The sequence below is a fragment of the Bradyrhizobium campsiandrae genome (assembly GCF_014529705.1).
GTDB lineage: Bacteria > Pseudomonadota > Alphaproteobacteria > Rhizobiales > Xanthobacteraceae > Bradyrhizobium > Bradyrhizobium campsiandrae.
This window is the reverse complement of record NZ_JAANIH010000003.1, coordinates 48,577-64,598: the sequence shown is the minus strand read 5'-3', so window position 1 is coordinate 64,598 and position 16,022 is coordinate 48,577. Positions and strand designations below refer to the sequence as shown.

Below are 16,022 nucleotides of genomic sequence, written 5' to 3'. Positions count from 1 at the left end.
ACTCCGCTGGCTTGTCGTGTTTTGATCGTCAAAATGTAGATCAGGCGGTGTGGTGCGGTTTGACCCAGGTCAAGCGGACAAGACTGGCCCTGGCCGGTGAAGTGATTGTGATCGACCGCGGGAATTGATGCAGCTCAACGTTTCCGGAGCGGGTGATCTTATCTTGTCGCCCACACAATATGTGAGCAGCAGGGTGCGGGAATTCTTGGCCATGAATGTCGTGCAAATCCTTCCTCGGTCCGAACAGCCGGCGCCAATCCTCGACCCAGTTGTGGACGTCGTGCCCTCGGCGCCGAACAGCGTGCCGGTCAAGCAGCCGGCCGTCGAGCAGGCATCGGAGCCGTACCCACTCGATCGCACGTTGCACGCGATGCTCGCGCGGTTCACAGGTGGACTCTCGCCGGTGGCTTTGCTGCTCGCCTGGCTCGATTGGAGCGCTCACCTTGCCGCAGCTCCCCAGCGCCGGATGGAGATCGCCGGCAATGCACTTCGCGACTCTGCCCGCCTGCTGGAGGCCGCGGCGCATGCAACCTCGCCGGGGCAGAAGCCCTGGTCCGTGATCCGGCCGGAGGGACGGGACCGCCGTTTCAGGGATCCGCAATGGGAGGTCGCGCCGTTCAATATTCTTGCGCAGGCGTTTCTGCTCGGCGAGCGTTGCTGGCACGATGCCACCACCGGGGTGCGGGGCGTTTCCCGCGCGAATGAAGCCATCGTCGAATTCTCGGTCCGCCAGATGCTCGACGTGCTGGCGCCGTCGAACTTCGCCATGACCAACCCGAAAGTGCTGGAGAGGGCATTTCAGAGTGGCGGAGAGAATTTTGTCTTCGGCTGGCAGAACTGGTGCGGCGATCTTATGCGGATGCTCTCGGCAGCAAAGCCTGCCGGCAGTGAGCAGTTCGTCGTCGGCAAGACGGTTGCGGCGTCGCCGGGCAAAGTCGTCTACCGCAATGAGCTGGTCGAGCTGATCCAGTACCAACCGACCACGGCACAAGTACGGCCCGAGCCGATCCTGATCGTTCCGGCCTGGATCATGAAATACTATATCCTCGACCTGTCGCCGAGCAACTCGCTGGTCAAATATCTCACCGACCAGGGCTTTACCGTCTTCGCGATCTCGTGGCGCAATCCCGACGCCGGAGATCGGGATGTTGCGTTTGATGACTATCGCAAGCTGGGCGTGATGGCTGCGTTGGACGCGATTGGCCGAATCGGCCCGTCTCGGAAGATCCACGCGCTCGGCTATTGTCTCGGCGGCACCTTGCTGTCGATCGCCGCCGCCGCGATGGCGCGCGATGGCGATGATCGTCTCGGGACCATCACGCTCCTGGCCGCGCAGACTGACTTCACTGAGGCCGGCGAGCTGACGCTCTTCATCAATGAAAGCCAGGTCACCTTCCTCGAAGACATGATGTGGCAGCGAGGTTATCTCGATACGACACAGATGGCCGCCGCGTTCGCACTGCTGCGTTCGAACGATCTGATCTGGTCGCGATTGTCGCATGACTATTTGATGGGCGAGGCATCGTCACCGAGCGATCTAATGGCATGGAACGCGGACGCGACGCGGCTACCTTATCGGATGCATTCGGAATATCTCCGCAAGCTGTTCCTCGACAATGATCTCGCCGAGGGACGGTACCGGGTCGAGGACAAGAGCGTCTCGCTCTCCGATATTCATACGCCGATGTTCGTGGTCGGTACGCTCGCCGATCACGTGGCACCGTGGCGATCCGTGCACAAGATCCACTACCAGGTCGATGCCGACCTGACCTTCCTGTTGACCAGCGGTGGCCACAATGCCGGCGTCGTTGCGCCACCCGACGAGCCCGGACACAGCTATCAGATCATGACCAAGGCCGCAGACGGGCCGTATGTGGGCCCGGATGAATGGCTGAAACTAGCGCCTCACGCCGAGGGATCGTGGTGGCCGGAATGGACCCGCTGGCTCCTTGCGAAGTCCGGCGAGCTCTGCGATCCGCCGCCGATCGGGACTGGCGACGTTGACAGCCTCGCCGATGCGCCTGGTGAATACGTCCGCACCTAATCCTCGGGCTCCGCATCGGGTGTCAGGTCGGAGGACCGGAAGGGCTTGGTCTTGTCGAGTTTGTGATAGGCCGTCGCAGCCGTGCCCAGCAGCTTCTTCTCGCGCTTGCGGTCGTGAAAGCGAATGCCCGCCTCGGGGACGGCCTCGTTCAATGACGCGGCCAGCGTCTGACCGCGCGCATCGTCGTTCAGCTGGCCGAGGGATTTCTGCGCTCTCCGCAAGTGCTTGAGAACCGACTTCTGCTTCTTCAGCGACTTGTCGGCAAACAGATCCTCCAGCGACTCGATCGAATAGGTCAGCCGCTTGTTGAGAATCCGCAGCTTGTGCCGTTTCTCGACATCGAGCTTGCGCAATTTCCGGGCCTTCCTGAGTAGCGTCCTTTCCCAGTCGGTCAGCTGCGCCGTCGCATGGTCGGCGAGGGTGCAGCGTCGAAGTCTGATCGCTTCCTTGCTTCGCCGGGTCGACCAGGGGCCGCTCTCGATCCAGCTCGAGGTCTGTTCGACCAGACGGCGATACCGTGCCGATTGCAACGCGCGAGCCAGCAGGCGATGGCTTTCGGCGCGCTTTTCGTCCCAGTGCTGAAGTTCGGCAATCACGCCGAGCTCGTCGCCGGCTTCTGCCAGCACGCGCTCGATGGCAACATCAAGGTCTCGCACCATGCCGAGCTGGTTGTTCAGCCATTTCAACTCGGCCCAGACCTTGGGACGCAGCGCATCGTCGACCATCGGCGAAAAGAAGCGAATCGCGGTCCGCAGATGGGTCAGTGCGATTCGGATGTCATGAAGGGCGTCAGGATCGCCGCGGCAGGTCCCTTCATGCTGGGCGAGGACAGCGGCGAGGTGACGGCGAGCGATGATCCGAAAGGCCGTATCGCAGGCCATGCCTGGGCTGAGGCGGCCCGGCAGTGAATTGCGCCTGGCCGCGGGTTTGGCACGGCCGGTCGCCGTCGAATTCGGGGTGGATCGCACCATGCTCGCCCGCGCCAATCAGATTGCCTTACCTGCCTTCGGCGATGGCGTCCCGGCAGCGCTGCAGCGTCTGCTCCCGCGTCCCGGATGCATCGATGGTCGCCCAACCGATATGGCCGATATTATAGTGCTCTTGCATTGCGGCAACCTCTTGCGTGGCATCGGACGCGTCTCCGCTACGGTTTCCGATTCGCTTCTGCCGGGTCGCCAGATCCGCGACCAGGAAGAGGCCGGTGAAAGCCACGTTGCAATCCGCCGCCAGTCTGGCAAAGGCGTCTCGCTCGACATCACGGGCGAACACGCCGTCGACGATGGCCGAATGGCCTTGGGCCAGCGTGCGCCGTGCCCGCTCGGCCAATGTGTCGTAAACGCGAGCCGCGAACTCGGGCGTGTAGGCCGATGGCGGGAGCCGCTCCGTATTGGCGACCCCGAACATCTGCTTGCGCAGGACGTCGCTGCGCAACACAACGGCCCCCGGCTGTGGCGCGACAATCGGCGCAAGCGCGCGGGCCAGCACCGACTTGCCGGTGCCAGACAATCCGCCCACCGCGATCAGGCGCGGAGCGGCAGGCTGGATCAGCTTACGCGCAAGGTCGAAATAGCGGCGTGCATCATCGAGGATGTCGGGCTCGCTGGCATGCGGGCGCTTCAGCCGCGCCAAAGCGACCTGGGCGCGGATTGCGGCCCGGATCGACATGAACAGCGGCAAGGCGGCAAGCGCGTCCAGATTTCCCGGCGGCGTCACGGCAAGATACCGGTTCAAGACGACGCTGGCGGCCAACTGCTGGTCGTGGCGGAGCAGGTCCATCAGCGTGAATGCGAGGTCATAGAGCACGTCGATCGTTGCCATCCGTGCGTCGAATTCGATGGCGTCGAACAGCACGGGTCGCTGGTCGATCAGCACGATATTGGCGAGATGCAGATCACCATGGCAGCGCCGTACGAAGCCCTGACGACAGCGCTCCTCGAGCAAGGGGCGTATGCGCACAAATGCCTCGTGGGAGGCTTTGCCGAGCTGTTCGATCGCTGCCGGGTCGAAATGGTTGCCGATTCGCAGGCCGTCGCTATTGCCAACGATCAGGGCGGGGATGGAAGGGACCCATTCCTCCCGGTCCGCGGGCGATGTCGCGGCGTGCGAAGCTGCGATCGCCTCGGCAATGGCTTCCGCGAGATCTGCATCCAGCGGCCCGGCCTTGGCCAGATGGTCCAGCGTCCGGTTTTCGTCGAAGCGCGACATATCGACCGCATATTCGATCGGTCGACCGCGGCCATCGATCGTCACCGAACCGTCGGGCTCCTCGGTGATCGCGACGACGCCGTGATAGATCTGCGGCGCCAGTGGCCGGTTGATCCGGATTTCCTCCTCGCAGGCCGCCTTGCGCTTTTCGAGCGTCGAATAGTCGAGGAAGGGAAACCGCACGGCTCGCTTGACCTTCAACGCGCGATCGCCGCCGAGAAAAACCGAGGCGCCGTGCGTATCGATCCGCGTCACGCCGGGATGTCCAGCCAGTGCTTGGAACACCCGTTCCTGGATCACCGTTTGATCTTTCATCGAGGCAGGCATCCGCAGCACCGTCAGGGCGTCAGGACGGCGGCGCCCAGAATCTGGCCATTCCGCAGCATGCCCAAGACCTCGTTGGCTTGATCCAACGGAAATGCCGTCGTCTCGGTGCGCACACCGGCCTGCGGCGCGATCCGGAGAAAATCCAGGCCATCCTGCCGGGTCAGATTGGCGACCGAGACCAACTGTCGTTCCTCCCAGAGCAAATCATACGGAAAGCTCGGGATGTCGGTCATATGGATGCCGGCGCACACGACGCGTCCGCCTTTTCGGACGGCGCGCAACGCGGCCGGGACGAGTTCGCCGGCGGGTGCGTAAATGATGGCGGCGTCAAGCGGCTCGGCGGGCATCTCGTCAGAGGCTCCCGCCCAGACGGCACCAAGACGTCGCGCGAGATCTTGTGCGGCGTCATCGCCGCGCCGGGTGAATGCATAGACAGATCGTTTCTGCCAGACCGCGACTTGTGCGATGATATGGCCGGCCGCGCCAAAGCCATAGAGACCGAGCCTCTGCGCAGGACCAGCCAGCACCAGCGAGCGCCAGCCGATCAGCCCGGCGCACAGCAGAGGCGCGGTCTCCACGTCATTGCTGCCTTCGTCGAGTGGAAACGCGTAGCGCGCGTCGGCGATGGTGTGCGTTGCGTAGCCGCCGTCACGCGTGTAGCCGGTGAACAGCGGAGTGTCGCACAGGTTTTCCATGCCTTCCCTGCAGAATCGACAGTTTCCGCAGGTCGAGCCGAGCCAGGGAATGCCGACCCGATCACCCGGCACATGTGTTGTAACATTGGGGCCGACGAGATCGACCCGACCAATGATCTCGTGTCCAGGTACAATCGGATAGCGAATATCGGGCAGCTCGGCGTCGACGACGTGCAGGTCGGTGCGGCACACCCCGCAAGCGCTGATCTTCACCCGGATCTGGCCATTGCCGGGGACGGGGTCAGGCCGCTCCTCCATTCGGAGTCGCGCTCGTGGGGCCGGCAACACCATCGCACGCATCAGTCTCTCCGGGGCGAACCGCTCCGATTGAATATCCATAGAATGACGGAGCGGCCAGTCCTTGACTTCGGTCAACGTCTGCCGGCGCCTGACCGGGCGGAGTTCCCCGCCTTGACGAGAATCAAGGGGGCCAACGAAAAGCCGTCTATTTTGGCAACCAAGGAGATTCCCGATGCCCATCAAGGACGTCTTTCTGCCGCTCATCGGTCAGCCGAGCGGGCCCGCGCTCGCCGCGATCGAGAAGTGCGTCGCCGTTGCCGCCGACCTCGGTGCCAGGATGACCGGGCTCGCGCTCGAAGACGATGTTTTCGAACGGCCGAAAGTGGTGTTTCCCGACGACAAGGAGGCCGACGAGCTCAGCGTTGTGCGCGAGGCGGTCAACATGCAGCGGCTCCTGAATGCGTTCACCAGCGCGGCCTCGCGCGCCGGCATTCGTGTCCAAAGTCGATCGGGCAAGGTGCCGGCGGACCAGATCGCATTGACCTTGGCCGAGCATGCCCGCTTCAGCGACCTTGCTTTGATCCCCGTGAAACCGCACGACAGTCGGACCGAAAACATCGTTGAAACGTTCCTGTTCCAATCCGGGCGGCCGCTTCTGCTCTGCCCGGAGCAGTGTGTGGAGGCACTCCGTCCGGAATTCGAGAATGTCATGATCGCCTGGGACCATTCGGCGCGCGCCGCGCGTGCGGTCGGTGATGCGTTGCCGCTTCTGCAGGCCGCTTCTCTGGTGCATGTGATCACTGTGGCCGACGACGACGACGATCAAGCGATCGCGCAGTCCGGCACCAGTCTCGTCCACCATCTCAGGGAACACGGGGTCTATGCGTCGTTTGAAACCGTGAAGGGCGGTGGGAGCTCGACCGGCAAAGTGCTGGGAAATTGGGCGCAATCCCATGCCGTCGACGCCATCGTCATGGGCGCCTACCATCATTCGCGACTGAACGAGACGGTCTGGGGCGGCGTGACCAAGACTGTCATCGGCCAGCCACCGTGCTGGGTGATGATGTCGCACTAGATGCGTTTCAACGTATATCGGGTTAGTCTTGACTGTCGGACCCGTTGCCCGATCGGACGATTGTGATCATGTCGACCTACCGCCTGAAGAACCTCTTGTCGCCGCGGTCGGTGGCACTTGTCGGGGGGAGCCCCCGCCACGTGTCGGTGGGGCGCGCAGTCCTGGAAAACGTTCGCTCGGCGGAATTCAAGGGGCTGTTTGGCCTCGTCAATGCGCGTCATGCCGAGATCGGCGGGATGGCTGCCGTGAGCAGCCTGGCTCAACTGCCCTTCGTGCCCGAGCTTGTCGTCATCACGGCGCCGGCGGGCGAAGTTCCCGACCTCATCGATCAAGCCGGCCGACGCGGCTCCGCCGGCGCCCTGATCATCTCGTCGGGGCTTGGTCATGGACCGGGATCGCTCGAGGAGGCCACCATTTCGGCCGCCCGCAAATACGGCATGCGGCTCATCGGCCCCAATTGCCTCGGCATTATGATGCCTGGCGTCAGCCTCAATGCGAGTTTCGCGGCCCACATGCCTGGAGCTGGAAACCTCGCGCTGATCTCGCAATCGGGCGCGATTGCGGGTGGCATGGTGGATTGGGCCGCGCAGCGCGGCGTTGGCTTCTCGGGCATCGTTACGATCGGCGATCAGATCGACGTCGACATCGCGGATCTGCTCGACTATTTCGCGATGGACCACAAGACCCGCGCCATTTTGCTCTACATCGAGGCCGTCAAGGACGCGCGGAAGTTCATGTCGGCTGCACGCGCCGCGGCGCGTGTGAAGCCTGTCGTCGTTGTGAAGTCCGGCCGGATGGCGCAGGGCGCAAAGGCGGCCGCCACGCATACGGGCGCGCTCGCTGGTGCTGATGCGGTCTACGATGCGGCCTTCCGCCGCGCCGGCGTCCTTCGGGTGTCCGATCTGCGTGAGCTGTTTGATTGTGCCGAGACGCTTGGGCGCATAGGATCGCCGGCGGGAAAGCGCCTCGCCATTCTGACCAATGGTGGCGGCATCGGCGTCCTTGCGGTCGACCGGCTGGCGGACCTCGGCGGAATTGCCGCCCCCATGACGCCGGACACGCGTGAGAAGCTCGACGCGGTGCTGCCGCCGACATGGTCCAGCGCAAATCCCATCGACATCGTCGGCGATGCCGATGCGTCGCGTTACGCGGCGGCGCTGGGGGTGCTGCTCGAGGACCCCGGCAATGACGCGGTCCTGGTGCTCAACGTGCAGACCGCGATCGCTTCGGCCGCCCAGATTGCGACGACGGTGACCGAGCTCGTCGGCCAATATCGCCAGAAGCACGGCAGTTGGGCCAAGCCGGTGCTGGCGGCCTGGATCGGTGCCGATCAGGGGATCATTGCGACGCTGTCCGACGCCGGCATTCCGAACTACCCGACCGAAGATGACGCGGTGCGCGGCTTCATGCATTTGGTCCGGCATCGCGAGGTGGTCGACGAACTGAGCCAGGTTCCGCCGGCGATGCCCGATACCTTCGTTCCGGATGTAGCGGCGGCGAAGCAGATCATCGCGGCGGCCATCGCCGACGGTCGAGAATGGCTTGAGCCGGTCGAGATCAAGCACCTGCTCGGGTGCTATGACATCGCGATGGTGCCGACCTATGCGGCTGCAGATGTCGAGCAGGCGGTTGCCTACGCCGAAGAGATATTCGCGCAAGGCGCCACGGTCGTGCTCAAGATCCTGTCGCGCGATATCGTGCACAAGTCCGATGTCGGCGGTGTCGTGCTCAATCTGACCACGCCGGGCGCGGTGCGCGCGGCCGCCGCCGATATTCTCGCGCGCGCAAAGAAACTGCGGCCGGAAGCGCGGATCGACGGCGTCATCGTGCAATCCATGGTGGTCAAGGCGAAGGCGCGCGAACTGATTTTAGGTCTTGCCGACGATCCCACCTTCGGCACCGTCGTCGTTTTTGGGCGGGGAGGTACGGCGGTGGAGATCATCAACGACAAGGCCCTGGCGCTGCCACCGCTCGATTTGCAGCTCGCCCGGGATCTGATCGATCGCACCCGCGTGTCGCGATTGCTCCGCGCCTATCGTGATGTGCCCGCCGTCAAGCAGGACGCGGTTGCACTGGTGCTGGTCAAGCTGGCGCAGATGGCGACGGACATCCCCGAAATCCGCGAGCTCGATATCAACCCGCTGCTCGCGGACGAAACCGGCGTGACGGCCGTCGATGCGCGCGTCGCGGTAGGGGTGCCGCAACGGAAATTTGCCGGTTCAGGCCCGGCGAATTTCGCCGTCCGCGCCTACCCGTCACAATGGGAGCGGCGCCTTACCCTGAAGGACGGGTGGCATATCTCGGTGCGGCCCCTGCGCCCGGAGGACGAGCCGACCATTCACGAGTTCCTGCGTCACGTGACGCCTCACGATCTACGCTTGCGGTTCTTTGCGCCGATGAAGGAGTTTACCCACGAGTTCATCGCGCGCCTTACCCAGCTCGACTATGCGCGCGCCATGGCGTTCATCGCGTTCGACGAGAAGAACGAGATGGTCGGGGTGGTGCGGCTGCACTCGGACTCGATCTACGAGAGCGGCGAATACGCAATCCTGCTGCGGTCCGATCTCAAGGGCAGGGGGCTCGGCTGGGCCCTGATGCAGCTGATCATCGATTACGCGAAGTCGGAAGGGCTGAAGACCATCTCGGGCGACGTACTCAAGGAGAACATCGTGATGCTCGAGATGTGCCGGCAGCTCGGCTTCGAGGTGAAGCCGGATCCGACCGAGCCTGATATCTGCGACGTGCGGCTGAAGCTGTGAGGTCCGTGGCTAGGGGCCAGCTTCGGACGTCGCGGTTGCTGCGGGCTGACGGGCAGGCTTTCGCATGTTCTTGATGACGATCGCGATCAGCGGGACCAGCACCGGCACGATCGTGCTCAGTGGATGATGGACCGCGCCAGTCAGTTCGACCTGGAACGCGCGGGCTTCGACTTGAAGTGCCTCGATCGACGTGTCGTGGATTTCATTGGCAAGCTCGATGTCGCGGCCAGATGGCGGACGCCCCGCGATGACGAAGAGAATCGCGGCGATGGCGAAATTGATGGCTCCGAGGATCGCTGCCGCGGCGATCGCGCTCCAGATCTGGACCAGCGCGAAATAAGCGGAAAGCTCGAGCATCAGCAGCCCGAATGCGGCAATCAGGGCCGCGAAGGCACGCAGGCCCAGCCCGACCAGCAGGTGGCGGAGCCTGATATCCGCGATGATCCTGTCCGTGCGCCACAGGGCGCGCAGGTGTTTGACCACATTCTCGGTATTCACCTAATGTCTCCTCAGCATGAAGCCGACGACCACTCCGAGCGCGAAGGCGGAGGCGAGCGAGGCCATTGGGCGCTCGGTGATGAGGCCGTGCAACTGCTCCTGTTCCTCACTGACGGTCTCGCCGAGTTCGGCCAGCGCGGCCTTGATCTGCTCGGCGAGGGCTTCAGTGCGGTCCTTTGACGTCTCGAACATGTTCTCGCCAGCGGTGCTTAGCAGACGCGTGACGTCGACCTTGAGTGCTTTCAGCTCATCGCTCATTCTGCCGGTATCGAACATGAACGGTCTCCATTGCATGGCGGGAGCCTATGCGAGCGGGCCCAATGGCTATTGATTTGCGTCAACTGAGCCACGGCGAGTCGGTGTTTGAGGCAGGTCAATCGGGTGGCTCCATGTCGGCCTAGAACAGCAACAATCGGGGACCAGTCGTCTCATGAGGATATGCGTGTGAATTCGGAACCTCTGCTACTCGCAACGCCGTCTGGCGATAAGCTGGAATTGCGGCCGGAGGGGCCGTGGATCGCTGCCAATGTGGCAACGCTCGAAATGCTGTCCCGATCGGTTGGGGTGAACGTCTCTCAATCCACCGCCGTAACATTGGACATGTCGGGCATCAGCGCACTCGATACGCTCGGCGCCTGGGTCCTGGAAAAGCTGTCGCGCCAAGCCGCATCGTCCGGGAGGCCGGCCGTCATCACCGGCGTGGCCGAACATTTCAGCGGCCTCCTGGAGGAGGTGCGGCAGGTCAATCGTCACACGCCGGCGCTGACAGCCGCGCCCAACCCGGTCCTGCTCAGGCTGAACGATCTCGGCAAGGCCACGATCGGTGCGCGCGAAGATGTCGCGATCTTTCTGCAAATGCTCGGCTCCTTGTTCATGGCGTTGATTGGCGTCGTGCGCCGGCCACGCTCACTGCGGCTGACATCGCTGGTCTATCAGCTCTACCGGATCGGGTTTCAGGCGATCCCCATCGTTGCGTTGATCACGTTCCTGATCGGCGCCATCATCGCCCAGCAGGGATTCTTCCACTTCCGACGGTTCGGTGCGGAATCCTACACTGTCGACATGGTCGGCATCCTCGTCCTGCGTGAGCTCGGCGTGCTCATCGTCGCCATCATGGTGGCCGGACGTTCGGGTAGCGCCTACACCGCCGAGCTCGGCTCGATGAAGATGCGCGAGGAGATCGATGCGCTCTCGACCATGGGGCTTGGTCCGGTCGATGTCCTGATCCTGCCCCGCGTGGCTGCTCTCGTTATCGCGCTGCCAATCCTTGCCTTCATCGGCTCGATTGCCGCGCTCTACGGCGGTGGGCTGGTCGCGCAATTCTACGGAGACATGGGGCCGGCGATCTACATCGCCCGGCTGCATGAGGCCGTCTCCGTGACCCATTTCAAGGTCGGCATCCTGAAAGCACCTTTCATGGCGCTGGTGATCGGGATCGTTGCCTGCAGCGAGGGATTGCGCGTCAAGGGCAGTGCGGAGTCGCTCGGCCGGCAGACGACGACGTCGGTGGTCAAGTCCATCTTCCTGGTGATCGTGCTCGACGGCCTGTTTGCGATCTTCTTCGCCTCGATCGGAATGTAGCAATGGCCGAGCCGCAAGCAGAGTTCGCGATCCGGGTTCGTGACCTCGTGGTCGGCTTCGGCCGCCAGACCGTGCTCGACCATCTGTCGCTCGACGTCCGCCGCGGCGAGATCCTCGGCCTCGTGGGCGCGTCCGGCGGCGGCAAGTCGGTGTTGATGCGCACTATCATCGGCCTCATCCCGCGTCGTAGCGGCACCATCGAAGTGATGGGGCAGTCCATCGGGGGCATGCACGATCGCAGCACGGCTTCGACATGGGGAATTCTGTTCCAGCAGGGCGCGCTGTTTTCCTCGTTGACGGTCCGGCAGAATGTGCAGTTCCCGCTGCGCGAAAATCTCACGTTGTCGCAGGAGCTGATGGACGAGATCGCAATCGCCAAGCTCGAGATGGTTGGGCTGCGCGCCGAAGACGCCGACAAATATCCCTCGGAGCTGTCCGGCGGCATGACCAAGCGGGTCGCGTTGGCGCGCGCGCTTGCGCTTGATCCGCCGATTCTGTTCCTCGACGAACCGACATCCGGCCTTGATCCGATCGCCGCCGGCGATTTCGATGCCCTGATCAGGACACTGCAAAAGACCTTGGGGCTCACCGTCTTCATGGTCACGCACGATCTGGCGAGCCTCACCACGGTCTGTGATCGCGTCGCGGCACTCGCCGACGGCAAGATCGTCGCAGTTGGCCCGATACGCGAATTGCTGAAATCCGAGCATCCATGGGTGCGCGCCTATTTCCACGGCAAACGCTCGCAGATGCTGCAAACACAAATGAGATAAGACATGGAAACCCGCGCTCCCTATGTGCTGATCGGCAGCTTCGTGCTGGCGGCGATCCTCGCGGTGTTCGGCTTCGTCTATTGGCTGAACAACACCGGTGGCATCGGGCCGCGCACCAATTACCACGTGCAGTTCCAGGGGCCGGTGCCGGGCCTTCTGGTCGGCGCCGGCGTGCTGTTCAATGGCATCCGCGTCGGCGAGGTGACCCAGCTTGGCCTTGCGCCTGACAATCCGCGCTTCGTCAATGCGACGGTCTCGGTGGCCACGACGACGCCGGTGCGCGCCGACACCAAGGTGGGGCTCGAATTCCAGGGACTGACCGGCGTCCCAGTGGTGACGTTGGAGGGCGGCATGATCGTCGCCAGTTCCGGCGAGCCGCCGACCCTGATCGCCGATGCCGGCGCGGGCCAGAGCATGACACAGGCGGCACGCGATGCCCTCAGGCGTGTCGATACCGTCCTGGAGGACAATTCCGGTCCGCTCAAGGACACCATCGCCAATTTCAAGACTTTCTCCGACGGCCTTGCGCGCAACACGGGCAAGCTTGACGGCATTCTGGCGGGCCTCGAGAAGATGACCGGTGGGGGCGCGCCGGCGCAGAAGATTACCTATGACCTTCGCGCACCTCAAAATCTCGGTACAGCCGGCAAGAGGCTGTCGGCGCCGCTGGCGATTCCGGAACCGACCGCTGTTGCGATGCTCCAGACGCAGCGGATGCTGTTCTCGCCGGTCGGGGACATCAAGGGATTTGCCGACTTCCTCTGGGCTGACAGCATCCCAAAGCTGGTGCAGGCGCGGCTGATCGACAGTTTCGAGAATTACGATATTGCGCACGCTCCGCTGCGGTCGACCGACCTTGGGCAGGCGGACTATCAGCTTCTGATCGACATCAGGCGCTTTCGCATCGCCACAGACGGCGAGACGCGGGCCGAGATCGAATTGTCGGCGCGGATCGTCGACAAAAACGGTAAGGTGGTCGCATCACGTCTGATCGAGACCAGTGAGAAACTCGACCAGGTCGAGCCGTCAGCCGCCGTCGCGGCGTTCGACGTGGCCTTTTCCCGCATTGCCAAGGAGCTGATCGGCTGGACAGTGCAGGCGGTGTGACCGCACCGTCGGCCTACTCGAGCGTCTTGAGGTACGACAGAAGGTCGTGGATCTGATCTGGATCAAGCTCGAAGGCAGGCATGTCAGCGTGCCCGGTATAGATGCCTTCGGCGAGCGCTTCCTGGAGGGCGTCGATCGGGTAGCGCTGGTGCAGGGTCCTGAACGGCGGAGCAATCTTCAGCGGGCTTTCGGAACGACGGTCGATCGCATGGCAGCGTGCGCAATTGGCCCGCGCATAGGCCTTTCCGCGTTGCTCGGCAGTCGGCGCAGCCAACGCGGGAGTGATCAAAAGCAGAACAGTCAAGCCGTAGCGCAGTGCGTTTTGCAACATGGAAATTGGTCCCGACGAACTCTCGACGCAGAATAAGGTGGGGATGAATGCCAAATTTGACCTGAGTCAATCGGGTTTGGCCCGATGCAGTAAAATGCATTCCGCGCGGTGGATCCCCTCGGGTGCGGGGTTCCGTTGACGCCTGGAGGGTGGATGAGGGCTTCCGTGACGATGATTGAGCCGAACGGCCATTTTTGCAGCGATTGCGCGGTCCGCAGCTTCGCGGTTTGCGCGTCGCTGGGCCCGGCCGAGCTTCGTGAGTTCGAGCATCTCGGGCGTCGCGTTCATTTCGCAACGGGAGAGACCGTGTTTTCCGAAGAGGACATCACGACCTCGTTCTTCAATCTTCTCGAAGGCGTCATGCGGCTCTACAAGCTGCTGCCCGACGGTCGCCGGCAGATCGTAGGCTTTGCCCTGCCGGGAGATTTTCTGGGGATGAACATGTCTGGCCGCCACAATTTTTCGGCCGACGCAATTGGCGCGGTGACCGCCTGCCAGTTCGCCAAGGTGCCGTTCGGCCGCTTCATCGAAGACCGGCCGCATCTGCTCAAGCGGATCAACGAGCTGGCGATTCGGGAATTGGGCCAGGCGCGAGACCACATGGTCCTGCTCGGCCGTCGCTCAGCCGACGAAAAGATCGCGACGTTTCTGCTCGGTTGGCGTGCCCGGCTGGTCCCGCTCAGCGGGCCGTCAAATACGGTTCCCCTGCCAATGAGTCGGCAGGACATTGCCGACTATCTTGGTCTGACCATCGAGACCGTCAGCCGCACCTTTACCAAGCTGGAGCGGCACGGAGTGATCGAGATCGTCCATGGCGGGATAAGTCTGCGTGATCCGGCGCGAGTCGAGGCCTTGGCCACGGCCTGAAGTCCGGCTGTGCCGGAGCGCAATGTTCGCTGATTTTTGATCCGGATCAATGCTCCCAACCAGGCGTCGCCAATAATCCCCGGAACAAAATTGGGGAGGGACTCGATGCCGACTGACGCGTTGCTGGTGACCATTGCCGTCGTAACAATGTTTGCCATATTTGCCGCGGCGCTCGCCTGGGCGGACCGACAAACCAGCGCAGGCCGGCTCGATTCGGATGCGAAGCGCTGAATTCCCCGAGGAGTAAAGGGCCGCCGCTTCCCAAACATTGAGCCTGTCTCGCACTGCTCAGGTTTGCCATGAGCTGCCATCTCTGCAACTCTGCATCGTGCGAAATGCATTGACGCACCCTCCGGGTGCGCCAATAGCGGCATTTTAACAACACTTGCTTCAAGCTGTGTTCGTGCTTTCCGGTTGAAAAGCCCGATAACGTTGACTACGCAGGAACTCCAGCGCTTCGCAGTCTTAGGAGTCCCGGCGTGCCTCAGGACAAGACCGGCGACCCCCGGCAGTCGTCGGGTAACAAACTCTCGGTCCTGCGCAAGCATCCGATCTTTGCAGATCTGGATCCGGACGCGCTGGATCAGCTATGCCGCTACGCCAAGCACACCACAGTCAAGCGTGGTGCGACGATCGCCGCCAAGGGCGATCCCGGAAACAATTTGTTCGCGGTGATATCCGGAACAGTGAAAATTTCCTCCTCGTCGCCCGATGGTCGGAATGCCATTCTCAATCTGATCGGTCCCGGAGAGATCTTCGGCGAGATCGCCGTGCTCGATGGCGCACCACGTTCGGCAGACGCGACGGCCAACACCAATTGCGAACTCTACATCATCGACCGACGCGACTTTCTGCCATTCGTGAAGAGTCAGCCGGCGCTCGCGATGAAGTTCATCGAACTGCTCTGCGCGCGGCTGCGCTGGACCAGCCAGCAAGTCGAGCAGGTGATCCTGCAGAATCTCCCGGGCCGGCTCGCGAGCGCACTGCTCGGTCTGACCGAGGAGCGCAAGTTCGACTCCGGCAGCGGTACCCTCGCGATCACCCAACAGGAGATCAGCGAGATGGTGGGAATGACGCGCGAGAGCATCAACAAGCAATTGCGTGCCTGGGCCGGACGAAACTGGGTGCGCCTCGAGCATGGTGCCATCGTCGTGCTCGATATCGATGCGCTGCGTGAGCTTGCCGAGAGCGGTCTCGACGGCGAGTGATCTTGCAGGGTCTGGCCGTCACGGTTGTGATCGCGCGCCGCCGTCGCGAATAATTCGTAAAAGCAGAATTCTCGCCGATTGATCTCCCGGCCGCCTCGTGGGGGGGATCAATGCAAGTCCGGCATCGATCGATGCCGGATTTGGCTTGGACTCAGAATGCCGCCCGCCCTAGGGACGACATTGGCGATATCGCGCCGATATCCGGCACGTTCGCACATTGAGGCGATCGACTCGCCCGAACCGCCAAGCCGCAACCAATAGCGGTCGAGCACAAGGCCAGAGGAACGTCATGGAGACGATGAGCATCGTTAT

15 protein-coding genes are annotated in these 16,022 nt (G+C 62.9%); 9 read left to right on the top strand and 6 right to left on the bottom strand.

What is annotated here, in order from left to right; genetic code table 11:
• Positions 1-211 precede the first annotated feature (211 nt).
• Positions 212-2,044 carry a PHA/PHB synthase family protein gene (locus tag G8O24_RS02845; RefSeq protein ID WP_188096271.1) on the top strand — a complete coding sequence of 611 codons (1,833 nt, stop codon included), beginning with the start codon at positions 212-214 and terminating at the stop codon, positions 2,042-2,044.
• On the opposite strand, the gene G8O24_RS02840 is transcribed toward G8O24_RS02845, so the two are convergent.
• The 3 genes from G8O24_RS02840 to G8O24_RS02830 are packed head-to-tail and all read right to left on the bottom strand — an operon-like array spanning position 2,041 to position 5,571.
• Positions 2,041-3,015, bottom strand: coding sequence for a CHAD domain-containing protein (locus G8O24_RS02840; protein WP_188096269.1), 975 nt, complete (start codon positions 3,013-3,015; stop codon positions 2,041-2,043). The genes G8O24_RS02845 and G8O24_RS02840 overlap by 4 nt on opposite strands.
• 25 nt (positions 3,016-3,040) lie before the next feature.
• Positions 3,041-4,564, bottom strand: coding sequence for a bifunctional aminoglycoside phosphotransferase/ATP-binding protein (locus G8O24_RS02835; protein WP_188096268.1), 1,524 nt, complete (start codon positions 4,562-4,564; stop codon positions 3,041-3,043).
• 23 nt (positions 4,565-4,587) lie between these two features.
• On the bottom strand, positions 4,588-5,571 hold the full coding sequence (locus tag G8O24_RS02830) for a zinc-dependent alcohol dehydrogenase family protein (protein ID WP_188096613.1): 984 nt from the start codon (positions 5,569-5,571) through the stop codon (positions 4,588-4,590).
• Between the two features lie 172 nt (positions 5,572-5,743).
• On the opposite strand from G8O24_RS02830, the gene G8O24_RS02825 reads away from it, so the two are divergent.
• On the top strand, positions 5,744-6,586 hold the full coding sequence (locus G8O24_RS02825; RefSeq protein WP_188096266.1) for a universal stress protein: 843 nt from the start codon (positions 5,744-5,746) through the stop codon (positions 6,584-6,586).
• 68 nt (positions 6,587-6,654) lie between these two features.
• Positions 6,655-9,345, top strand: a complete 2,691-nt coding sequence (locus G8O24_RS02820) for a bifunctional acetate--CoA ligase family protein/GNAT family N-acetyltransferase (RefSeq protein ID WP_188096264.1) — start codon at positions 6,655-6,657, stop codon at positions 9,343-9,345.
• Positions 9,346-9,354: 9 nt separating this feature from the next.
• Here G8O24_RS02820 and G8O24_RS02815 read toward each other — a convergent pair whose 3' ends face one another.
• Together G8O24_RS02815 and G8O24_RS02810 are read right to left on the bottom strand one after the other, a co-directional pair.
• On the bottom strand, positions 9,355-9,843 hold the full coding sequence (locus G8O24_RS02815; protein ID WP_188096261.1) for a phage holin family protein: 489 nt from the start codon (positions 9,841-9,843) through the stop codon (positions 9,355-9,357).
• Complete coding sequence (locus G8O24_RS02810) at positions 9,844-10,119, bottom strand: hypothetical protein (RefSeq protein WP_188096259.1); 276 nt, start codon at positions 10,117-10,119, stop codon at positions 9,844-9,846. It lies immediately after the preceding gene.
• 168 nt (positions 10,120-10,287) lie between these two features.
• Here G8O24_RS02810 and G8O24_RS02805 point away from each other — a divergent pair, with 168 nt between their 5' ends.
• From G8O24_RS02805 to G8O24_RS02795, 3 genes are read left to right on the top strand one after another with little or no spacing between them, the layout of a single operon-like run.
• Complete coding sequence (locus G8O24_RS02805) at positions 10,288-11,424, top strand: ABC transporter permease (RefSeq protein ID WP_188096257.1); 1,137 nt, start codon at positions 10,288-10,290, stop codon at positions 11,422-11,424.
• A gap of 2 nt (positions 11,425-11,426) precedes the next feature.
• Positions 11,427-12,197 (top strand): ABC transporter ATP-binding protein, encoded by a 771-nt coding sequence (locus G8O24_RS02800; protein WP_188096255.1) that lies wholly within the window; start codon positions 11,427-11,429, stop codon positions 12,195-12,197.
• A 3-nt stretch (positions 12,198-12,200) separates the two neighbouring features.
• Positions 12,201-13,304 carry an ABC-type transport auxiliary lipoprotein family protein gene (locus G8O24_RS02795; protein ID WP_188096253.1) on the top strand — a complete coding sequence of 368 codons (1,104 nt, stop codon included), beginning with the start codon at positions 12,201-12,203 and terminating at the stop codon, positions 13,302-13,304.
• 13 nt (positions 13,305-13,317) lie between these two features.
• On the opposite strand, the gene G8O24_RS02790 is transcribed toward G8O24_RS02795, so the two are convergent.
• Positions 13,318-13,635, bottom strand: coding sequence for a c-type cytochrome (locus G8O24_RS02790; protein ID WP_188096612.1), 318 nt, complete (start codon positions 13,633-13,635; stop codon positions 13,318-13,320).
• A gap of 153 nt (positions 13,636-13,788) precedes the next feature.
• Here G8O24_RS02790 and G8O24_RS02785 point away from each other — a divergent pair, with 153 nt between their 5' ends.
• The 3 genes from G8O24_RS02785 to G8O24_RS02780 all read left to right on the top strand — a co-directional run bounded on the left by G8O24_RS02785 (position 13,789) and on the right by G8O24_RS02780 (position 15,710).
• Positions 13,789-14,502, top strand: coding sequence for a Crp/Fnr family transcriptional regulator (locus G8O24_RS02785; protein WP_188096251.1), 714 nt, complete (start codon positions 13,789-13,791; stop codon positions 14,500-14,502).
• Positions 14,503-14,607: 105 nt separating this feature from the next.
• Complete coding sequence (locus G8O24_RS45100; RefSeq protein WP_283815490.1) at positions 14,608-14,733, top strand: hypothetical protein; 126 nt, start codon at positions 14,608-14,610, stop codon at positions 14,731-14,733.
• A gap of 248 nt (positions 14,734-14,981) precedes the next feature.
• The gene (locus G8O24_RS02780; protein WP_188096249.1) at positions 14,982-15,710 is read left to right on the top strand and encodes a Crp/Fnr family transcriptional regulator; all 729 of its coding nucleotides are present in this window, start codon (positions 14,982-14,984) and stop codon (positions 15,708-15,710) included.
• Positions 15,711-16,022: the final 312 nt, after the last annotated feature.